The 17428-nt window shown below is 67.4% G+C and carries 15 protein-coding genes; 8 read left to right on the top strand and 7 right to left on the bottom strand.

What is annotated here, in order from left to right:
* Nucleotides 1–29: 29 nt before the first annotated feature.
* Together KHO22_RS12310 and KHO22_RS12305 are read left to right on the top strand one after the other, a co-directional pair.
* Nucleotides 30–1574 carry an AMP-binding protein gene (locus KHO22_RS12310; RefSeq protein ID WP_211947426.1) on the top strand — a complete coding sequence of 515 codons (1545 nt, stop codon included), beginning with the start codon at nt 30–32 and terminating at the stop codon, nt 1572–1574.
* A gap of 165 nt (nt 1575–1739) precedes the next feature.
* Nucleotides 1740–4523: a winged helix-turn-helix domain-containing protein gene (locus tag KHO22_RS12305; protein ID WP_211947425.1), complete on the top strand. Its 2784-nt coding sequence runs from the start codon at nt 1740–1742 to the stop codon at nt 4521–4523.
* Between the two features lie 35 nt (nt 4524–4558).
* On the opposite strand, the gene KHO22_RS12300 is transcribed toward KHO22_RS12305, so the two are convergent.
* Together KHO22_RS12300 and KHO22_RS12295 are read right to left on the bottom strand one after the other, a co-directional pair.
* Nucleotides 4559–5230, bottom strand: a complete 672-nt coding sequence (locus KHO22_RS12300; RefSeq protein ID WP_211947424.1) for a nitroreductase — start codon at nt 5228–5230, stop codon at nt 4559–4561.
* 12 nt (nt 5231–5242) lie between these two features.
* The gene (locus KHO22_RS12295; RefSeq protein ID WP_211947423.1) at nt 5243–6118 is read right to left on the bottom strand and encodes a crotonase/enoyl-CoA hydratase family protein; all 876 of its coding nucleotides are present in this window, start codon (nt 6116–6118) and stop codon (nt 5243–5245) included.
* Nucleotides 6119–6282: 164 nt separating this feature from the next.
* Between KHO22_RS12295 and KHO22_RS12290 the strand changes: the two genes are divergently transcribed.
* The 3 genes from KHO22_RS12290 to KHO22_RS12280 all read left to right on the top strand — a co-directional run bounded on the left by KHO22_RS12290 (nt 6283) and on the right by KHO22_RS12280 (nt 9012).
* On the top strand, nt 6283–7254 hold the full coding sequence (locus KHO22_RS12290) for an NAD(P)H-dependent flavin oxidoreductase (protein ID WP_211947422.1): 972 nt from the start codon (nt 6283–6285) through the stop codon (nt 7252–7254).
* A 4-nt stretch (nt 7255–7258) separates the two neighbouring features.
* Complete coding sequence (locus KHO22_RS12285) at nt 7259–7708, top strand: PaaI family thioesterase (RefSeq protein ID WP_211947421.1); 450 nt, start codon at nt 7259–7261, stop codon at nt 7706–7708.
* Between the two features lie 125 nt (nt 7709–7833).
* Nucleotides 7834–9012 (top strand): acetyl-CoA C-acetyltransferase, encoded by a 1179-nt coding sequence (locus KHO22_RS12280; RefSeq protein ID WP_211947420.1) that lies wholly within the window; start codon nt 7834–7836, stop codon nt 9010–9012.
* A gap of 325 nt (nt 9013–9337) precedes the next feature.
* On the opposite strand, the gene KHO22_RS12275 is transcribed toward KHO22_RS12280, so the two are convergent.
* The 3 genes from KHO22_RS12275 to KHO22_RS12265 form a co-directional block, all read right to left on the bottom strand.
* Complete coding sequence (locus KHO22_RS12275) at nt 9338–10012, bottom strand: histidine phosphatase family protein (protein WP_211947419.1); 675 nt, start codon at nt 10010–10012, stop codon at nt 9338–9340.
* Nucleotides 10013–10218: 206 nt separating this feature from the next.
* The gene (locus tag KHO22_RS12270; RefSeq protein WP_420839595.1) at nt 10219–10905 is read right to left on the bottom strand and encodes a TetR/AcrR family transcriptional regulator; all 687 of its coding nucleotides are present in this window, start codon (nt 10903–10905) and stop codon (nt 10219–10221) included.
* Between the two features lie 140 nt (nt 10906–11045).
* Complete coding sequence (locus tag KHO22_RS12265) at nt 11046–11936, bottom strand: LysR family transcriptional regulator (protein WP_211947417.1); 891 nt, start codon at nt 11934–11936, stop codon at nt 11046–11048.
* Nucleotides 11937–12045: 109 nt separating this feature from the next.
* Between KHO22_RS12265 and KHO22_RS12260 the strand changes: the two genes are divergently transcribed.
* From KHO22_RS12260 to KHO22_RS12250, 3 genes are all read left to right on the top strand, one after another.
* A complete protein-coding gene (locus KHO22_RS12260) occupies nt 12046–12714 on the top strand; it encodes a glutathione S-transferase family protein (RefSeq protein WP_211947416.1) in 669 nt (222 codons plus the stop codon).
* Between the two features lie 51 nt (nt 12715–12765).
* Entirely contained in the window at nt 12766–13770 is a 1005-nt protein-coding gene (locus KHO22_RS12255) for a pyridoxamine 5'-phosphate oxidase family protein (protein WP_211947415.1), read from the top strand.
* Between the two features lie 135 nt (nt 13771–13905).
* Nucleotides 13906–14913: a Bug family tripartite tricarboxylate transporter substrate binding protein gene (locus KHO22_RS12250; protein WP_211947414.1), complete on the top strand. Its 1008-nt coding sequence runs from the start codon at nt 13906–13908 to the stop codon at nt 14911–14913.
* Between the two features lie 37 nt (nt 14914–14950).
* On the opposite strand, the gene KHO22_RS12245 is transcribed toward KHO22_RS12250, so the two are convergent.
* A complete protein-coding gene (locus tag KHO22_RS12245; protein WP_338031336.1) occupies nt 14951–15313 on the bottom strand; it encodes a hypothetical protein in 363 nt (120 codons plus the stop codon).
* A gap of 211 nt (nt 15314–15524) precedes the next feature.
* The gene (locus KHO22_RS12240; protein ID WP_211947412.1) at nt 15525–17117 is read right to left on the bottom strand and encodes an exonuclease domain-containing protein; all 1593 of its coding nucleotides are present in this window, start codon (nt 17115–17117) and stop codon (nt 15525–15527) included.
* Nucleotides 17118–17428 lie beyond the last annotated feature (311 nt).

Genomic DNA, 17428 nt, shown 5'->3' with positions numbered 1-17428 from the left:
GGTGCCCATTCGCATTCCAGGAGACCACCATGCACCCGTATGTCCACGCGCAGCGCACCCCAGACAAGCCGGCCGTCATCATGGACAACGGCACCGTGGTGACCTACCGCGAGCTGGACGAGCGTTCCAACCAGGTGGCCCGCCTCTATCGCGACCACGGCCTGCAGCCGGGCGACAGGGTGGCCTTCCTGATCGAAAACCATCCGCGGCTGTTCGAGCTGTGCTGGGGCGCGCAGCGCAGCGGCATCACCTTCATCTGCCTGAGCACGCGCCTGAACGTGGCGGATGCCGCCTACATCATCCGCGACAGCGGCGCGCAGATGCTGATCACGTCCCGGGCACAGCAAGAGGTCGCCGCGGCGCTGACGGAACAGGTGCCGGGCCTGAAGGGCTACCTGATGCTAAACGGTACCTTGCCCGGCTACACGTCGTACGAAACCGCGCTTGCACGGTATCCGGCCCAGCGCATCGAGGACGAAACCACGGGCGGCGACATGCTGTATTCATCGGGCACCACCGGACGTCCGAAGGGCGTCTACGCGCCACCGGGCAGCCCGGACATCGACACACCGACTTCGCTGACCGCGCTCACCCAGAAGTTGTATGGCTTCGGGCCCGATATGCGCTACCTGTCGCCGGCGCCGCTGTACCATGCCGCGCCGCTGCGCTACAACATGTCGGTGCAGGCGCTCGGCGGCACTTCGGTGGTGATGGAGCATTTCGATGCCGAGCACTTCCTGCGGCTCCTGCAGGCGCACCGCATCACGCATACGCAGGTGGTGCCGACCATGTTCTCGCGCATGCTGAAGCTGCCCGCGCAGACGCGCGCCCGCTATGACGTGTCGTCGCTGCGCGCGGCCATCCACGCCGCGGCGCCGTGTCCGGTGCAGGTCAAGGAGCAGATGATCGAATGGTGGGGGCCGGTCGTATGGGAGTACTACGCCGGCACCGAGGGCAATGGCGTGACGGTGGTCAGCTCGCCCGAGTGGCTGCAGCGCAAGGGCACGGTCGGGCGCGCCATGATCGGCAAGCTGCGCATCTGCGACGCGGAGGGTGCGCTGATGCCGCCCGGGCAACCCGGCACCATCTATTTTGCCGAGGGGCGCCAGTTCGTGTACCACAACGACCCGGCCAAGACCGGGGAATCGCGCCATCCCGGACACGCGGACTGGAGCACAATCGGCGACATCGGCTACGTGGACGAGGACGGCTACCTCTACCTCACCGACCGCAAGGCCAACATGATCATCTCCGGCGGCGTGAACATCTATCCGCAGGAGGCCGAGAACCTGCTGATGACCCATCCGAAGGTCATGGACGTGGCCGTGATCGGCGTACCGAACGAAGATTTCGGCGAAGAGGTCAAGGCCGTGGTGCAGCCGGCCAGCATGGCGGAAGCGGGGCCGGAACTGGCTGCCGAGCTGATCGCGTTCTGCCGCGAGAATCTGTCTGGCATCAAGTGCCCGCGCACCGTGGACTTCGCGGCCGAACTGCCGCGTCTGCCGACCGGCAAGCTGCTCAAGCGGGTGCTGCGCGACCGCTACTGGGCCGGCCACGGCAGCAAGCTGGTCTGAGACGCATCGGCGCCGCGATCGCCTGTCGCGGCCTTGCTTGCCGACGCCGGGGGCGGTTTACGCCATAATCCCCTGTTCATTCACGGGCACGGCCGCGCCATCACACCGGCCGGCCTGCAGTACACAGGGCAAGGCTGAACCCGGATGCGGAGCACAAACTAGCCAATGGCGAGCAAAGAGGAGACTGCCCGGCGCCCGGCGCCGGGCGCGGGCACTGGCGCCCTGGCGGCGAAACTGCGGCCACCCCTGCTGTCCCCTTACCAGGTCGAGCGAGCGGCCATCTGCGACACCGTCTGCGCGGCCGGCTTCGTGCGGCTCGTGCTGGTGCGCGCGCCGGCGGGCTTCGGCAAGACCACGGCCATGCTGCAATGCCGGGCGCGGCTGGAAGCGGCGGGCGTGCCGACGGTCTGGCTGACGCTGGACCGTGCCGACAATGACGCCACGCGCTTCCTCGGTTCGCTGGAGGTGGCGCTGTCGCAGGTACTGGAAGGCGGCCCCGGTCGTGCAGCCGATCATGCCGGCGTGGATGCCGGCGAGCAGGCGCTCGCGCTGATGGACCGCGTGGCGCGGCATCATGGCGCCTTCACGCTGTTCCTGGACGACTTCGAAGCCCTGCAGAACCCGGCCGTGGTGGGGCTGGTCTGGCAACTCGTCGAAAGCCTGCCGCCGGGCGCGCGCGTCGTGGTCGGCACGCGCTGGGTACCGGAGACCGGCCTTGGCCGGCTGCGCGCGCGTGGCGAACTGCTCGAGATCGAGCCCGCCCAGCTGCGCTTCAGCGCCAGCGAAACCGAATCGTTCCTGCGCCAGGCGCGTGGCCTGAAGCTGGAGCAGGCCGCCATCAGCGTGCTCCACCGGCGTACCGAAGGGTGGCCCACCGCGCTGTGGCTGGCCTCGGTATCCATGGAGCGGCGCGCGCAGCCCGAGACCTTCATCGCAGGCTTCTCGGGCTCGAACGCGGCCATTGCCGATTACCTGGTCGAGGACGTCTTTCACCACCTGCCCGAGCCGGTGCGCGATTTCCTGTTGCGCACGTCGATCCTCGACCAGTTGTGCGGACCGCTGTGCGACGCGCTGTACCAGTCAGGCCCGCAGCCCCCGGCACCCGTCGATGGCGACGCGCCGGCCGGCAACAGCGCCGACATCCTGGCCTGGCTGGAGCGTGCCAACCTGTTCCTGCTGCCGCTGGAAAGCGAGCGCTACGGCGAACGCGGCACGGGCGAGCCGCCGCAGCAGTGGTATCGCTATCACAGCCTGTTTTCCAGCTTCCTGCGCGGACAGCTCGCGCAGACCATGCCGCAGGCCGTGCCCGGGCTGCACATGGCGGCCTCGCGCTGGTACGAAGGGCAGGGGCGCCCGGTGCCGGCCATCGAACATGCGTTTGCCGCCGGGGCCGTGGCCCATGCGCTGCAGCTGCTGGACAGCGCGGCGGGCGAGCTGCTGGCGCAGGGCCGCATGCGGCTGCTGACGCGCTGGCTCGAGGTGGTGCCGCCCGACGAACTGGCGCGCTGGCCCAAGCTGCAGATCGCGCGCGCGTGGGCGGTGTCGTTCACGCGCGGCCCGGCGGAGGCCATTGCCTTGCTGCAGGCCGCTTCCACCGAAGGCGCTGCCGGCGAGCTGCTGGCCCATGTGCGTGCGTTGCGGCACATGCTGCTCAACATGATGGATCGCTTCGACGATGCCCGCGCCTTTGCGCGCAACGAGCTGCCGCCGCTGCCGATGGGCTATGCCTTTCCCGATGCCATTCTCGCCACGTCGATGGCGCGGCTGGCGGCGGTCAGCGGCGACTATGGCGAGGCGCGCCGGCTGCTGGCCGTGGCGCGCCAGGCCGTGCGCGGCTCGGACAGCAACTTCAACAAGATCTTCTCGGAGTCGGTGGAAGGGCTGATCGACCTGCGCCAGGGACGGCTGCAGCAGGCGCTGGGGCGCTTCCGCATTGCCGCGCGCACCATGCTGCCGAACCGGTTCGGGCCGACCAACGGCAACGCCATGGCGTGCATCCTGCTGGCCGAGGGACTCTATGAGAGCGGCGATTCCGATCGCGCCGGCCGGCTGCTCAATGTGTACCTGCCCCTGTCGCGAGACCTGGGCCTGCCGGACCAGATCATTACCGGACATCTGGTGCTGGCGCGCATTGCGTTCGAGCGTGGCGAAGCCGATCAGGCCCATGAGTGGCTGGCCGCGCTGGAGCACCTCGGGCACCACCGGGGCCTGACGCGCCTGGTCATGTCCGCGATGCTCGAGCGCGCGCGCCTGGCCTTGCGCCAGGGCAACCGGCATGCCGCCGAAGAAGCCCTGCTGCGCGCCGCCGACCCTGCGCTGTGGCGGACGCGGCCGGGCGTCAGTTCCTTTGCCAGCGATGTCGAGGACATCACCGTCGGCCGCTTGCGGCTGGCGTTGCATGTCGAGCCCACTGCGCAGGTGCGCGAGGCGCTGGAGCGCGAACTGGCGGCCGCGGTGTCCAACCAGCTCATGCGGCGCGCGCTGAAGCTGCGCATCCTGCTGGCGCAGGCGTACCAGCGCACGGGCGACGGCGCGCAGGCGCTCGTGGTCATGGGTGAAGCGCTGCGCTTCGGTGCGGCGGAAGGCTTTGTCCGCATCTTTGCCGATGAGGGCGACGAGGTGCGCCGCCTCGTGGCGCAGGCCTGCGCGAGACAAGGCGGCAACCTGCCATCGGCCTATGTGGAAAAGTTGCTCGAAGCCTGTGGCATGGGACCGGACGCGGCGCCGGCAAACCAGCCCGCACCGGCGCCACTTGTGGAACCGCTGACGCCGAAGGAGCAGAAGGTGCTGCAATTGCTGGCCGAAGGCTTCTCCAACGTCGCCATGGCGCAGCGGCTGTTCGTGTCGGAAACCACCGTGCGCACGCACCTGCGCAATATCAGCGCCAAGCTGCACGCCAGCAACCGCACGCAGGCGGTGGCCATCGCGAGGCAGCTCGGGCTGCTGTAAAAAGGCGCGCCGGAGCGGCGCGCCTTGTTGGCCGTTCAGATGCCCATGAACTCGGCGAACGCCTCCAGCGGCGCGCGGGGCGCGCGCAACCGGTTGGCGGGAGCTTCGGGATCTTCGTAGCCGATCGCCATGCCCGAGAAGAGCATCCGCTCCGGCGGCAGCGACAGGAAGCTGCCGAGGGTCTGCGGATAGATCGCCCAGCATTCCTGCGCGCAGCTATCCAGGCCCTCCTCGCGCAGCAGCAGCATCACCGTCTGCAGGTACATGCCAAGGTCGGACCATTGCGGCGGCCCCATGCGCCGGTCGACGCTGCAGAACAGCGCCAGCGGCGCACCGAAGAACGCGAAGTTGTTGGCGAACTGCGCCAGGCGCCGTTGCTTGTCTTCGCGCGGGATGTCCAGGCAGCGGTATAGCGCCTCGCCGACTTCGAAGCGCCGGTCGCGGTAGGGAGAGGCCAGTTCGCGCGGATAGATGTCGTACTCGCGGTCTTCGCCGCCGGGCGCTTCCGCCACGCGCTGGCGCATGATGCCTTTGAGCCGATCCATCTCCGCGCCGCCGATCACGTGGATGTGCCAGGGCTGCAGGTTGCCGCCCGAGGGCGCGCGTGCCGCGGCGCCCAGCACGCGGCGGATGGTATCGGGATCAACGGGCTTCGGCAGGAAACCACGCACGGATTTGCGGCTGTCCACCGCCTGGCTGACTTTCATGTTGACCCCTGTTCAGGCGAACGGCGGCTCGCCGCCCCATTCGAAGAAGTCCGGCATGTCTTCCGAAACGCGATCGGGGAAGGCTGCGGGGCGTTTCTCGAGGAACGCGCTGACGCCTTCCTTGACGTCGGCCGAACGGCCGCGCGACTGGATCGCCCGGCTGTCGAGCTTGTGCGCCTCCATCGGGTGGCTGGCCCCGGCCATGCGCCAGATCAGCTGGCGCGAGATGGCGACCGACACAGGCGCCGCGTTATCGGCGATTTCCCGCGCGATGGCGCGGGCGGCGGGCAACAGGTCCTCGGGTGCATGGAGCGAACGTACCAGGCCGCGCTCGAACGCTTCCTGCGCCGAGAACACGCGGCCGGTGTAGCACCACTCCAGCGCCGTCGAGATGCCCACCACGCGCGACAGGAACCACGAAGACGCGGCTTCCGGCGTAATGCCGCGCCGCGCGAACACGAAGCCGAACCTGGCATCGGTGGACGCCAGCCGGATGTCCATGGGTAACTGCATGGTCACGCCGACGCCAACTGCTGCGCCGTTCACCGCGCCAATGACCGGCTTGAGACTGCGGAAGATGCGCAGCGACACGCGGCCGCCGCCGTCGCGGTGGGCCGTGTCGGGCTTCGCACCATAGCGCTTCTCGAAATCGAAGGTGGAGCTGCCGCCCGACAGGTCCGCGCCCGCGCAGAAGGCGCGGCCGGAGCCCGTGACGATGACGGCGCGCACGTTGTCGTCGACATCGGTGGCGTCGAAGGCGGCGATCAGGTCCTGCATCATCTGGGCCGTGAAGGCGTTGAGCTGCTCGGGCCGGTGCAGGGTAATGGTCGCTACGCCGTCTTCCACGGCGTAGCGCAGGGTCTCGAAGGTCGGGGTGGGATGGCTCATGGCGGTCAGGCGGCGTGGGTGGGTCGGGTCCACACTAGTGCAGAATGCGTCTCCTGCAATCGTCGCTTCCGACGAAGCTAGGGCGCGCGGGGGCACCTTAGACTGCCCCTGCGTGGCGCAGCCTGCCCAGGTAGCAGGCCGCGCGGCTGAATCCAAGGACAACCATGAAGACACGTATCACCGAAATGCTGGGCATCCGCTACCCGATCATCCAGGGCGGCATGCAATGGGTGGGTTATGCCGAGATGGCGGCTGCCGTCTCCAATGCCGGCGGCCTGGGCATCCTGACCGCGCTGACGCAGCCGACGCCCGAGGCGCTGGCCGAGGAAATCCGCCGCTGCCGCGCCATGACCGATCGTCCCTTCGGCGTCAACCTCACGCTGCTGCCGTCGATCAACCCGCCGCCGTACGCGCGCTATCTCGATGCCATCATCGAAAGCGGCGTCAAAGTGCTGGAAACGGCGGGCAACAACCCCAGGGAACACATTGCGCGCGCCAAGGCCGCCGGCCTGAGGGTGATCCACAAGTGTGTGGCGATCCGCCATGCGCTGTCGGCCGAGCGCCTGGGTGTCGATGCGGTGTCGATCGACGGCTTCGAGTGCGCGGGCCATCCCGGCGAAGACGATGTGCCCGGCATGGTGCTGATTCCGCTGGCGGCGCGCCGGCTGCAGATTCCCGTCATCGCGTCGGGCGGCATCGCGGATGGCCGCGGCATGGCGGCGGCCCTGGTGCTGGGCGCCGAGGGCGTGAACATGGGCACGCGCTTCTGCGCCACGCGCGAAGCCCCCATCCACGACAACATCAAGCAGGCGCTGGTCGGTGCGAGCGAGCGCGATACCAACCTGATCTTCCGCACCATGCATAACACCGCGCGCGTGCTGAAGAATGCCGTGTCCGACGAGGTGGTCAGCATCGAACGCCGTCCCGGTGGCGCGCAGTTCGAAGAAGTGCGGCACCTGGTCACGGGCCAGCGTGGCAAGGCGGCACTGGTGTCGGGCGAGCCCGATGGCGGCATCGTCAGCGCGGGCCAGTGCGTGGGCCTGATCGACGATGTGCCGAGCTGTGAAGAACTGATCGCACGCATGGTAGCCGAGTGCCGCGAGCAGCTCGGCGTCGCCACGCGCTATTTCGGCTGAAGCCATGGCGGAAGGGGACATTGCCAACATGGCAACCGGCGATGACGCTGAAGTCGTGCCCGAGGGATTCGCGGCCTTGAGCAAGCTGGATGGCTACATGGGCCACTTCGGCCAGCTGTACGTCAATCTGCAGCGCCGCACCCTGGCCGTGCGCGTTGGCGAGCATCATCTGAACAATCTCGGCATTCCGCACGGCGGCATGCTGGCCACGCTGGCCGATACGGCGATCGGCATGATGATGCAGGTCGAGACCGAGCGGAAGAATAACGCCGTCACCGTCAACCTGAGCCTGGACTACCTCGACGCCGCGCGCGTCGGCGACTGGCTCGAGGCGCGCGTGGAGTTCGACAAGCTCGGGTCGCGCCTGCGCTATGGCACATGCCGCGTGATGAGCGGGGAGCGCTGCCTGCTGCGCGCTACCGCCATCTTTGCCGTGCTCGGGCCGCGGACCTGAGCGGGGAGGGGGGCGGCGTGCGGTTCGTCGCTTCCGACGACGCGCGCGCCTGATGAGGCCACCAGAATACGAGCATCGAGGCTATACGGCTGATCATATTGCCGGCACCGTTCAAGGAGATCCACATGGCAGAGGCATATATCGTTGGTGCGGTACGTACCGCGGGTGGGCGCAAGGGCGGCAGGCTTGCCGGCTGGCATCCGGCCGACCTGGCCGCGGAGGTGCTCAACGCGCTGCTCGACCGCACCGGTGCCGATCCCGCGCTGATCGAAGACGTCATCATGGGCTGCGTGAGCCAGGTCGGCGAACAGGCCGGCAACGTGGCGCGCAACGCCATCCTGGCCTCGCGCCTGCCCGAGAGCGTGCCGGGCACCTCGGTCGACCGCCAGTGTGGTTCGTCGCAGCAGGCGCTGCACTTTGCCGCGCAGGCGGTGATGTCCGGCGCGATGGACATCGTCATTGCCGCTGGCGTGGAGAGCATGACGCGCGTGCCGATGGGCCTGTCGTCGCAGCTGCCGGCCAAGAACGGCTTTGGCGTGCCGAAGAGCCCGAACGTCGAGCAGCGTTACCCGGGTGTGCAGTTCAGCCAGTTCACGGGCGCGGAAATGATCGCGCGCAACTACGGCCTGTCGCGTGAGGACCTGGACCGTTACGCCTTGCTGAGCCACCAGCGCGCCGCCGCCGCGACCCGCGCGGGCCGCTTCAATGCCGAGATCGTGCCGGTGGAGGCTCGCCTGGCCGATGGCACCCGCAACGGCGAGATGCATACTGCCGACGAAGGCATTCGGGCGGATTCCACGCTGGAATCCATCGGCAGCGTCAAGCTGATCGCCGACGGCGGGCGCGTGACCGCGGCCACGGCCAGCCAGATCTGCGACGGCGCGGCAGGCTTGATGGTGGTCAACGAAGCCGGCCTGAAGAAGCTGGGCGTCAAGCCGCTGGCACGCGTGCACCACATGACCGTGATCGGCCATGATCCGGTGATCATGCTGGAAGCGCCGCTGCCGGCTACGCAGCACGCGCTCAGGAAGGCCGGCATGAGCATCCATGACATCGACCTGTACGAAGTGAACGAGGCATTTGCCCCGGTGCCGCTCGCGTGGCTCAAGGCGACGGGTGCCGATCCGGAACGCCTGAACATCCATGGCGGTGCCATCGCGCTGGGCCATCCGCTGGGCGGCTCGGGCGCCAAGCTGATGACCACGCTGATCCATGCGCTGCACACGCATGGCAAGCGCTACGGCCTGCAGACCATGTGCGAAGGCGGCGGGCTGGCCAACGTCACCATTATCGAGCGCCTGTAGGCGCTGCGCCGGGCAACCGGTCTCCGCGCGGTACGGCGGAGGGCAAGGGGTAAAAGGTGTAAAGGGAGCAGGACCGGCGGCGCGGGCATGTCAAAGTGCCTGCGCCAGTCGCCGGGGCGGCGCAGGCCAAAACCAAGGCAATGGGCAGCGCCACTGTTCCGACCGGCGTCGCAAGGACGCTGGCAGAGAAGTGTAAAGGGAGAAGGACCGGCGGCGCGGGCATGTCAAAGTGCCCGCGCCAGTTGCCGGGATCACACTCCAATCCCGGCGCGGGTCCCGGGATTCCATCCGGCAGGACCGATTCACGGCGCCAGGCGCCGCGCACTCAGGCGAACGTCTGCGCGCTGCGGCGGTCCGGCAGTTCCAGGTGCGGCACGCTGTTGAAGCTCAGCAAGCGCCGCGTGCCGCGGCCGACAATGATTTCGCAGAACGCGGTATTGCGGAACTGAAGGTTCAGCTCGATGGCCGTCTGCGCGGGAGCGCCAAGCAGGTCCGCAGTGGCGCGGCCGATGGCGCCACCCGAGCTGACCACCAGGATGGCATCTTCACGCGAGGTACCTTCGCACGCCTGCGTCAGCGCCCCCTGGATGCGCGCACCGAACTCGGCCCATGATTCCGGCATATCGGCCAGGGTGTCCTGGGTCCAGGCGTGATAGGCGGCCCTGAACGTGCGCCAGTAGTCATGGTAGTCGCCGTTCTGGTGGACGCGATGGTCGGCGCCGCCGGTATAGGACCGGTACAGCGCCTCGCCGTCGTATTCGTTCAGGCCCGGATGCGATTCCATCGAGGATCCCGCAATGCCCATGGCCGAAAGGATTTCGGAGGCCGTGTCCTGCTGGCGCACCAGCGTGCCGGCCACGACGCGCTTGAGGCTGAGGCCCCGATCACGGAAGTACTCGCCGAGCCAGCGCGCCTGCTGCCGGCCGGTTTCGGAGAGGCAGTCGTAGTTGGCCGCGCCGAACGAGGCCTGTCCGTGCCGGACGAGGAAGAGGGTTGCCATGGAGGATCTCGAGGTTCGAAGTGCCGCTGCTCCGCGAAAGCGCGGAGCGACGGCAGGAAGGGCTGGATGCGCCGACGGGCCCCCAGTGTGTAGGCGGATTCTAGGGGGCTTGCATGCGCCGTCAAAGCAAGGCGCATGGAAATTCATAGCGGCTATCGCCGGCCTGCATTACCTGCGGCCGGGACCACGGGGCGCGCAACGCGGACTCAGGCCGGCGCGACTTCCACGCCCAGGTAGCCGGTCAGCATGCGAGTCATCTCGCCAGGCAGCCGTTCGTCGTCCAGATGCAATGGCCCGGAATCGTTGAGTACCGCGTTGACCAGCATGCTGAACACCGCCTGCATGGCAAAGCGCACGCGCTGCTCAGCCTCGGCGGTCGGCAAAGCCAGGCGCGGCACCAGCAGCAGCACCATGCGCTCGACCACCTCGTCGCCGTTCTGGCGATGAGGCAGCCATTCCTCCGGGCGAGTCGATGCATGCCGGAGCGAAGCGCGGATGACGCCACGGTTGGCAATGACGCCGAGCACCAGGAAGCGCATGGCCTTCTCGAGCACCGTGTGCGTCGGGACGTCCTCCCAGCGCTGCTGGCTCAGGTAGCGTTTGACCGACTCGGCCGTTTCTTCGATCACCAGGGCGCGCAGGGCTTCGAAGTAGGCCATCTTGTCGCGGAAGCGGCCATAGAAGGCACCCACCGACACCTGGCACGCCGCGGCGATCTGGGCCACGGATACCGCTGCAAAGTCCCGCTGCGCGAGCAGTTCGCGTCCCGCGCCGAGCAGTGCCTGCTCGGTTTCGCGCGCGCGGCGCTGGCGCGGGGGCTGCAGGATCGAGGGGGTCTCCACGCGCGGAAAGGCGGAAGACGGGAAGGTGCCTCCTGGTGTCATGTCTCGCATAGTTGTATTTATATAATTCGAATTATGATTCGGTTTTGAACCATACGGGCAGGGTGGCCGGGACGTCAAGCGCCTTCTTCCATTTCGGCCTGGTGCGTCACCTGCGGCCCGCTGCACCGGCGTGCCGCCGCGCGCTCGTTTCAGCGAAAGCGTGGCTCGAGATCCTCGCGCATCCATGCCAGGAATGCGCGGGTGCGGGCCGGCAGCAGGCGCGCGTGCGGATAGATCAGCGAGAGCGGCCAGGCGGGCAGTTCGAAACGCTCGAGCACGATGCGCAATTGCCGTTGCCGGACCAGGTCGTCGACCTGGTAGGACAGGAAATGGCCAAAGCCCGCGCCAGCTGCGCACGCGGCCACCGCGGGAGCCGTCTGGTTGAATTCCAGATTGCCCGTGACCGGCACCTGGAATTCCTTGCCTTGCTCCTGGAAGGTCCACCAGTGTGCGCTGGTGCCGGTCACGCGGATGCACGCGACCTGGGCCAGTTCATCCGGATGCCGGGGCACGCCGTGGCGGCGCAGTACTGCGGGCGTGGCCACTACCACCCGGCGGATGTGGCCGACGGTCTGCGCGACCAGCGTGGAATCGGCCAGTGGACCGATGCGCACGCCGACATCGAGGTCCTCTTCGAGCAGGTTGACGACGCGGTCCGTGAATGACATCCGGCATTGCACCTTCGGGTAGCGCTGCGCAAAGCGTGTCACGGCGGGCGCCACATACATCTGGCCGAACAGCATCGGCGCTGTCAGGTGGAGCTGGCCGGTCGGCTCCACGTGGCGCTCGGTCAGTCCGGCTTCCACCTCGTCGAGGGTGGCAAGGATGCGCCGGCAGCTGTCGAGATAGCGCCGGCCCTCGTCGGTGAGCGACAGGCGGCGCGTGGTGCGGTTGAGAAGCCGCACCTGCAGCGCCGACTCCAGCGCGGCCAGCGTCCGCACCACCGCGGGCAGCGAGGAATCCAGCGACGCGGCGGCGGCAGTCAGGCTGCCGTCGTCGACGATGCGCACGAAAGTCTGCATGGCTCTCAGCTTGTCCATGGCGGCACATTACTCCGATTTCCGGAGTAGTCAAATACGGTTGATCGTCTTTATTGCACGGCTGGAGGTTCCCACAATGACTGCATTCCACCCAGCCAATGGAGCTGCCATGCCAAATCCGACCGTCCCCTCCGCACCGCCCTCGACGCAGCCGCCCTCGACGCAGCTGATCCTGTATCGATTCTCGCTGTCAGGCCACGCACACCGCGCCGAACTGATGCTTTCGTTACTGGGCCTGCCATACCGGTCGGTGGACGTCGACCTGCGCGGCGGCGAGCACAAGCGCGAGGCGTTCCTGCGCCTCAATCCGTTCGGGCAGGTGCCGGTGCTCGATGATGGCGGCACCATCGTCAGCGACTCGAATGCCATCCTCGTCTATCTGGCCACGCGCTATGACGACGGCAACTGGCTTCCGCGTGATCCGGCCGGGGCCGCGACGGTGCAGCGCTGGCTGTCGGTTGCCGCTGGCGAGATTGCATCCGGCCCTGCCGCCGCGCGCCTGGCCGTGCTGTTCGGCGCTGCGCTACCGGTTGAGGAGGCACGCGCCCGCGCCACCCGCCTGTTCGCGTTGATGGAGCCGATCCTGGCCCATCAGCCATTCCTGGCGGCCAGTCACGCCACGCTCGCAGACGTGGCGGCATACAGCTATATCGCGCGGGCGGAGGAGGGCGGCGTCGCGCTGTCGCCTTACCCGGCGCTCAACGCCTGGCTGCGGCGCATCGAGGCGCTGCCGGGATTCGTCCCGATGCCGGTGTCGCGCGTCGGGCTCGCCGCCTGACCACGAGCAAGCGCGCTGCCCGAAAAGGCTTCGATTACCCAGGAGTCCATCATGGAACTGCCCGTACGCCCTGATCACGATTCATCTTTCCATGCCGGCGAGATTGCAGCCCAGGAGCGGACAGGCGTGCGTGAGCAGATGGCATCTGCCGGGCGGCGCATGATCCGTGCCGAGATGCCCGAGCAGCACCGGACGTTCTTCGGCCAGCTGCCGTTCATGGTTGCCAGTGCGATCGATGACGGCGGGCTGCCGTGGGCGACGCTGCTGACCGGGGCGCCTGGGTTTGCCTGGTCGCCGGACCCGGGCCACCTGCGCATCGATGCACTGCCCATGGCCGGCGATCCCCTCCTGGGATTGCTGGAGGAAGGGGCCGGCATCGGATTGCTCGGCATCGAACTGCCGACGCGGCGCCGCAATCGCATGAACGGCACCATCGCCGTGCGCGATGATCGTGGCTTCACTGTGGCAGTCGAGCAGAGCTTCGGCAATTGCCCGCGCTATATCCAGTTGCGCGACCTGAGTCCCGTTCCGTCTGCGGAGCCGTCGGCAGCTGCGTGGCAAGGAAGCGAACTGGACCCGGCGTCCGTCGCGCTGCTGAGCCGTGCGGACACGCTGTTCATTGCCAGTCACTATCATGCGAAGCCAGGCGTGGGTGACGAGGTCGCCAACGGCGAAGGCGTCGACGTGTCTCACCGCGGCGGCAGGCCCGGCTTCATTCGCGTGGACGACGCGCGCACGCTGACCTTTCCTGATTTCAATGGCAACAACCTCTTCAATACCATTGGCAACCTGCTGGTCAATCCCCGTGCCGGGCTCCTCGTGCCGGACTTTGGCAACGGTAGCCTGCTGCATGTCAGCGGCGACGCCGAAGTGATCTGGGATGGCGCCGAGTTGCACGGCTTCGCCGGCGCGGAGCGGCTGGTGCGGGTGCATGTGGCCTCCGTCGTGCATCGCGAGCATGCGCTGCCATGGCGCTGGCAGCTTCGTGAGTACTCGCCGTGGCTGGCAAAAACCGGAACCTGGAAGGAAGTGGCCGCCGGGAGGCATGACCGGTGAGCGTCTGCTCAGCCAGGAGATCCATGTAAGAGGCCACATGGGTGTCATAAAAACGTCACAATAGCGGCTGGCCATGCCGGATGCCAGCGGCTGCTGCCGGACATCCACCGTGGCTCATACGAGGAGAAAGAAGACATGAAGACGTCGAAGCACGAGCCGCAATCCCGTCCGAACCGCTTCCGGCGTGCGCTGTTTGCCCTGGCGGCGGCACCGCTTGCCATCGCCATGGGGACCGCGCAAGCGGCATGGCCCGAGAAGCCCATCCGGCTGGTGGTGGCGTTCCCGCCGGGCGGCCCGGTCGATACGCACGCGCGCGTGCTGGCGGAAAAGCTGCAGCCGCTGCTTGGCCAGTCGATCGTGCTCGACTACAAGGCCGGCGCCGCGGGCAATATCGGCTCCGACAACGTCGCCAAGTCGGCCCCGGACGGCTACACCCTGCTGCTGGCCAATACCGGGCAGATGGCCATCAACAACTCGCTGTATCCGAAGCTGCCGTACGGCATGCCGAAGGACTTCGCACCGGTGGCGCGAACCGCTCTGATCCCGCTTGTAATGGTGGTGAACAACAACGTGCCGGCGCGCAACCTCAAGGAGTTCATCGCCTATGCCAAGGCCAACCCGGGCAAGCTGAATTTTGCGTCGGGCGGCAACGGCGGCATCTCCCATCTGATGCCCGAGTTGTTCAAGCAGGCCTCGGGCACGTTCATCGTGCACATCCCCTATAAGGGCAGCGCGCCGGCCTTGACCGACGTAATGGGCGGTCAGGCGCAGATGATGGCCGATTCGATCCCGCTGTTCACGCAATACATCAAGGCAGGCAAGGTGCGCGCGCTGGGCGTGACGTCGAAGCAGCGCTCGCCGGCGTTGCCCGACGTGCCGACCCTGGAGGAGGGTGGCCTGAAGGGATTCGAGGTGGTCGGCTTCTACGGCATGCTGGCGCCGGCGGGCACGCCGAAGGAAATCGTGGCGCGCCTGTCGAACGCTTTGCACACGGTGCTGACCGACCCGGATACCAAGGCTAGGCTGGAGCAGCAGGGCGCCGAGCCCGCCTGGCAGTCGCCGGAGGCTTTCACGGCCACCATCGTGGCTGAACAGAAGCGCTGGGGTCAGGCTGTGAAGGTGTCTGGCGCCAAGATCGACTGAGCCCCGGGGAGCCGGATGCTGCGCGGGCGCCTTCCCTTCATTGGCGCGTGCGGTGCTTCAGTGCGGCGCAATACCTGACGAGCGTGGTGACGCAGCAAGCGTCGCCGCGCCAGTCTCCCCACATGACGGCGTCGTCCGGCCCCGCCACCAGCCGGCGTTCGCAGCGGCCAGGCGGGCGCGGCGCATCCACGCCGGCATCGCGGGTTTCAGCGGACTGTGGCTTGGCTGGCGGCGGCACAATGTCTTGCCAAACATAAGCGGTGCCGCCTGGTACCGCCTGCACGGTCAGCGGCGGCCCCCACTGTGCCTTGGCTTCATCGATGGGGATGCCCTTCCAGGAGTCGAGCAGGCTGCGCATCGTGTCGCTTTCGATGCTGGCGCAAGCGCCAGTCAGGATCATGGCTAGTGCGGCTGCTGCGGCGGGTGCAGTGCGAAGGATCGCTGTCCTGCGCGCGCGCAGGGCGGGGAGAAGGAAACATGAGGCCGGCATGGGCGACTCCGCGGCTGCACATCAGGGCGCCAAGCCCCTCGATAAAAGGCTAGCGGAGCCGCTCCGACCGGTGCAAGCGGGCTGTGCGTGCTGGCGCACGGAGGCCCGGAACTTCGGCGCGTCAGTCGTTGAATAGGCCTGGCGACGGTTGCTGCCGAGCCGTCGGCTTGCCCGATACCCGCGGGCGCAACGCTGTCGGGCGGGCATGATCGTCGGGGGCGGAAGCCTCGTAAAAGGCAAGCTCGAAGCTGCGTGTCGACCTCAGGTGCACCACGTGGGGCATCCACTGCGGCAGCCGCGAAGCCAGGATTTGATAGGTATCGAGTTCGAAACGTGCTGGCGCTGCAAGCAGGGCCGCGGCGTCCTCCCGGGTTCGCACTGAGCCGAGATAGCACCAGTCCTCCACGACATGCCACCAGGTCTGCGTTCCCGAAACCTCGGGCCAGGCCACAGGGCCGCCGAAGGGCCAGGGTTTGAGTTCCGCTTCCGCCATGGCCGCGGCGATTCTCGCGCGGTGGCGGCGGAAACTCTCTAGGCCGACGCAGGCCCCCTCACACCGGTGAATCTGACGCGCGAAGCAGGGGCTGCCCGCGCGTGTCGTCTTCTCCAGCGAGAGCGTTGCCTGGCAGAGCTGATGTTCGTCAGCCAGCCGGCGCAGCCAGGCGTGCGCTGCGCCGCGGCTGGGGAACGCGCCGTACAGGTGGCCACGTCGACTGAAATCTGTGTCGATGTCCGAGCGCAGGCGCGGCACGGGCAACTCCGGGGGCAGTTCCCACGTGTATAGCCTGGTGTTCCGGCGCAGCATCTGGTTGTGGACCGGCTGCATGGACTTGACCAGGCTCGCTTCGAGCAACAGGGCGCCGATTTCGCCGCCGGTCTCGCGCCATTCCACGCGCCGGACGAGCCGGGCCAGGCGCATGTCCTTGCCGACGCGGTAATCGCCTGAAAAATGCGCGCCGATTCGTTGCCGCAAATGCACGCTCTTGCCAACATAAAGAGGCGCTTCGTTGTCGCCATAGAAGAGATAGACACCCGCGGTATCCGGCACGTCATCCAGCGCCGTCTCTTCGAGGCCGGCGGGCAAGCTGGCGCGCCGGATCAGCGCTTGCGTGGCGGCAGCGATGAGTTCGACAGAGTAGAGCGCATGGATCTTCTGCCAGAATTGCCAGAGCAGCTCGGCATCGGCCAGCGCCCGGTGCCGTGCGCGGGGCTCGAGCCCGAAGCGGGCGACGATCGCATCAAGTCCGTGCTTTGCCGCCGACGGGAACAGGGAGCGCGACAGCCTGACCGTACACAGGACATCCGCGCGGAAGGTGAGCCCCGCGCGGCGGAATTCGTTCTTCAGGAATCCGTAGTCGAAGCGCGCGTTGTGGGCGACGAAAAGGCGACCTTGCAGGCGCTCAGCCAGCGTCTCAGCGATCGACGCGAAAGTGGGCTGGCCTCGGACCATCTCATTCGTGATGCCGGTCAGGCGCTGGATGAACGGGGGGATGCCTGTGCCGGGGTCCAGCAGCGTGTCCCACTCCTGAATCCCGTCGGGGCCGACTTCGACGACACCGATCTCGGTGATCCGGTCGTGCTGGGCATCGGCGCCGGTGGTTTCCAGATCCACGAAGACAATGGGGCGAGACAGCGCTGCCGCGAGGGACTGTGCATCGGCGTAAGTCGCTTCTGCTGGCGGTTGGTCTGCGAGAGAGGGAGAGATGTCCTGCATGGCCTGATTCTAAGGGCCCTGGCGGCCGGCGTCAGAGTGTTCTTAAAAAGCGCTTGCCAAGCCCTGCAGGCTGCCGTACTATTCGCCCCCTCGCAACACAACGCGGCGCTGCAAGGCAGGGCTGGCAAGGGTTGCGGGGTGGACCGGGTGGTTCGGCGGCGCGAAGTTGGCGCGGCGGACCGAAGCAAAAAAGATTGCTGACCTGGTTGACGAAACGAAGAAAGTTCTGCATAATCTCGTTTCTCTGCTGCTGACGCAGCGACGCAAACGGCAAAGCCGGTGCGGGTCCGAAAGGGCGGGTTCTTTAACAA

Origin of the sequence: Cupriavidus yeoncheonensis, from assembly GCF_905397275.1 — a bacterium.
GTDB lineage: Bacteria > Pseudomonadota > Gammaproteobacteria > Burkholderiales > Burkholderiaceae > Cupriavidus > Cupriavidus yeoncheonensis.
This window is presented reverse-complemented; position numbering and strand designations above follow the sequence as displayed.

Excerpts from the sequence above, each read along its gene's own strand:
- KHO22_RS12250 (WP_211947414.1), top strand. The coding sequence starts at position 13,906 with ATGAAGACGTCGAAGCACGAGCCGCAATCCCGTCCGAACCGCTTCCGG.
- KHO22_RS12275 (WP_211947419.1), bottom strand. The coding sequence starts at position 10,012 with ATGGCAACCCTCTTCCTCGTCCGGCACGGACAGGCCTCGTTCGGCGCG.
- KHO22_RS12300 (WP_211947424.1), bottom strand. The coding sequence starts at position 5,230 with ATGAAAGTCAGCCAGGCGGTGGACAGCCGCAAATCCGTGCGTGGTTTC.
- KHO22_RS12310 (WP_211947426.1), top strand. The coding sequence starts at position 30 with ATGCACCCGTATGTCCACGCGCAGCGCACCCCAGACAAGCCGGCCGTC.
- KHO22_RS12260 (WP_211947416.1), top strand. The coding sequence starts at position 12,046 with ATGCCAAATCCGACCGTCCCCTCCGCACCGCCCTCGACGCAGCCGCCC.
- KHO22_RS12295 (WP_211947423.1), bottom strand. The coding sequence starts at position 6,118 with ATGAGCCATCCCACCCCGACCTTCGAGACCCTGCGCTACGCCGTGGAA.
- KHO22_RS12305 (WP_211947425.1), top strand. The coding sequence starts at position 1,740 with ATGGCGAGCAAAGAGGAGACTGCCCGGCGCCCGGCGCCGGGCGCGGGC.
- KHO22_RS12245 (WP_338031336.1), bottom strand. The coding sequence starts at position 15,313 with ATGATCCTGACTGGCGCTTGCGCCAGCATCGAAAGCGACACGATGCGC.
- KHO22_RS12240 (WP_211947412.1), bottom strand. The coding sequence starts at position 17,117 with ATGCAGGACATCTCTCCCTCTCTCGCAGACCAACCGCCAGCAGAAGCG.
- KHO22_RS12285 (WP_211947421.1), top strand. The coding sequence starts at position 7,259 with ATGGCGGAAGGGGACATTGCCAACATGGCAACCGGCGATGACGCTGAA.
- KHO22_RS12280 (WP_211947420.1), top strand. The coding sequence starts at position 7,834 with ATGGCAGAGGCATATATCGTTGGTGCGGTACGTACCGCGGGTGGGCGC.
- KHO22_RS12290 (WP_211947422.1), top strand. The coding sequence starts at position 6,283 with ATGAAGACACGTATCACCGAAATGCTGGGCATCCGCTACCCGATCATC.
- KHO22_RS12255 (WP_211947415.1), top strand. The coding sequence starts at position 12,766 with ATGGAACTGCCCGTACGCCCTGATCACGATTCATCTTTCCATGCCGGC.
- KHO22_RS12265 (WP_211947417.1), bottom strand. The coding sequence starts at position 11,936 with ATGGACAAGCTGAGAGCCATGCAGACTTTCGTGCGCATCGTCGACGAC.
- KHO22_RS12270 (WP_420839595.1), bottom strand. The coding sequence starts at position 10,905 with ATGCGAGACATGACACCAGGAGGCACCTTCCCGTCTTCCGCCTTTCCG.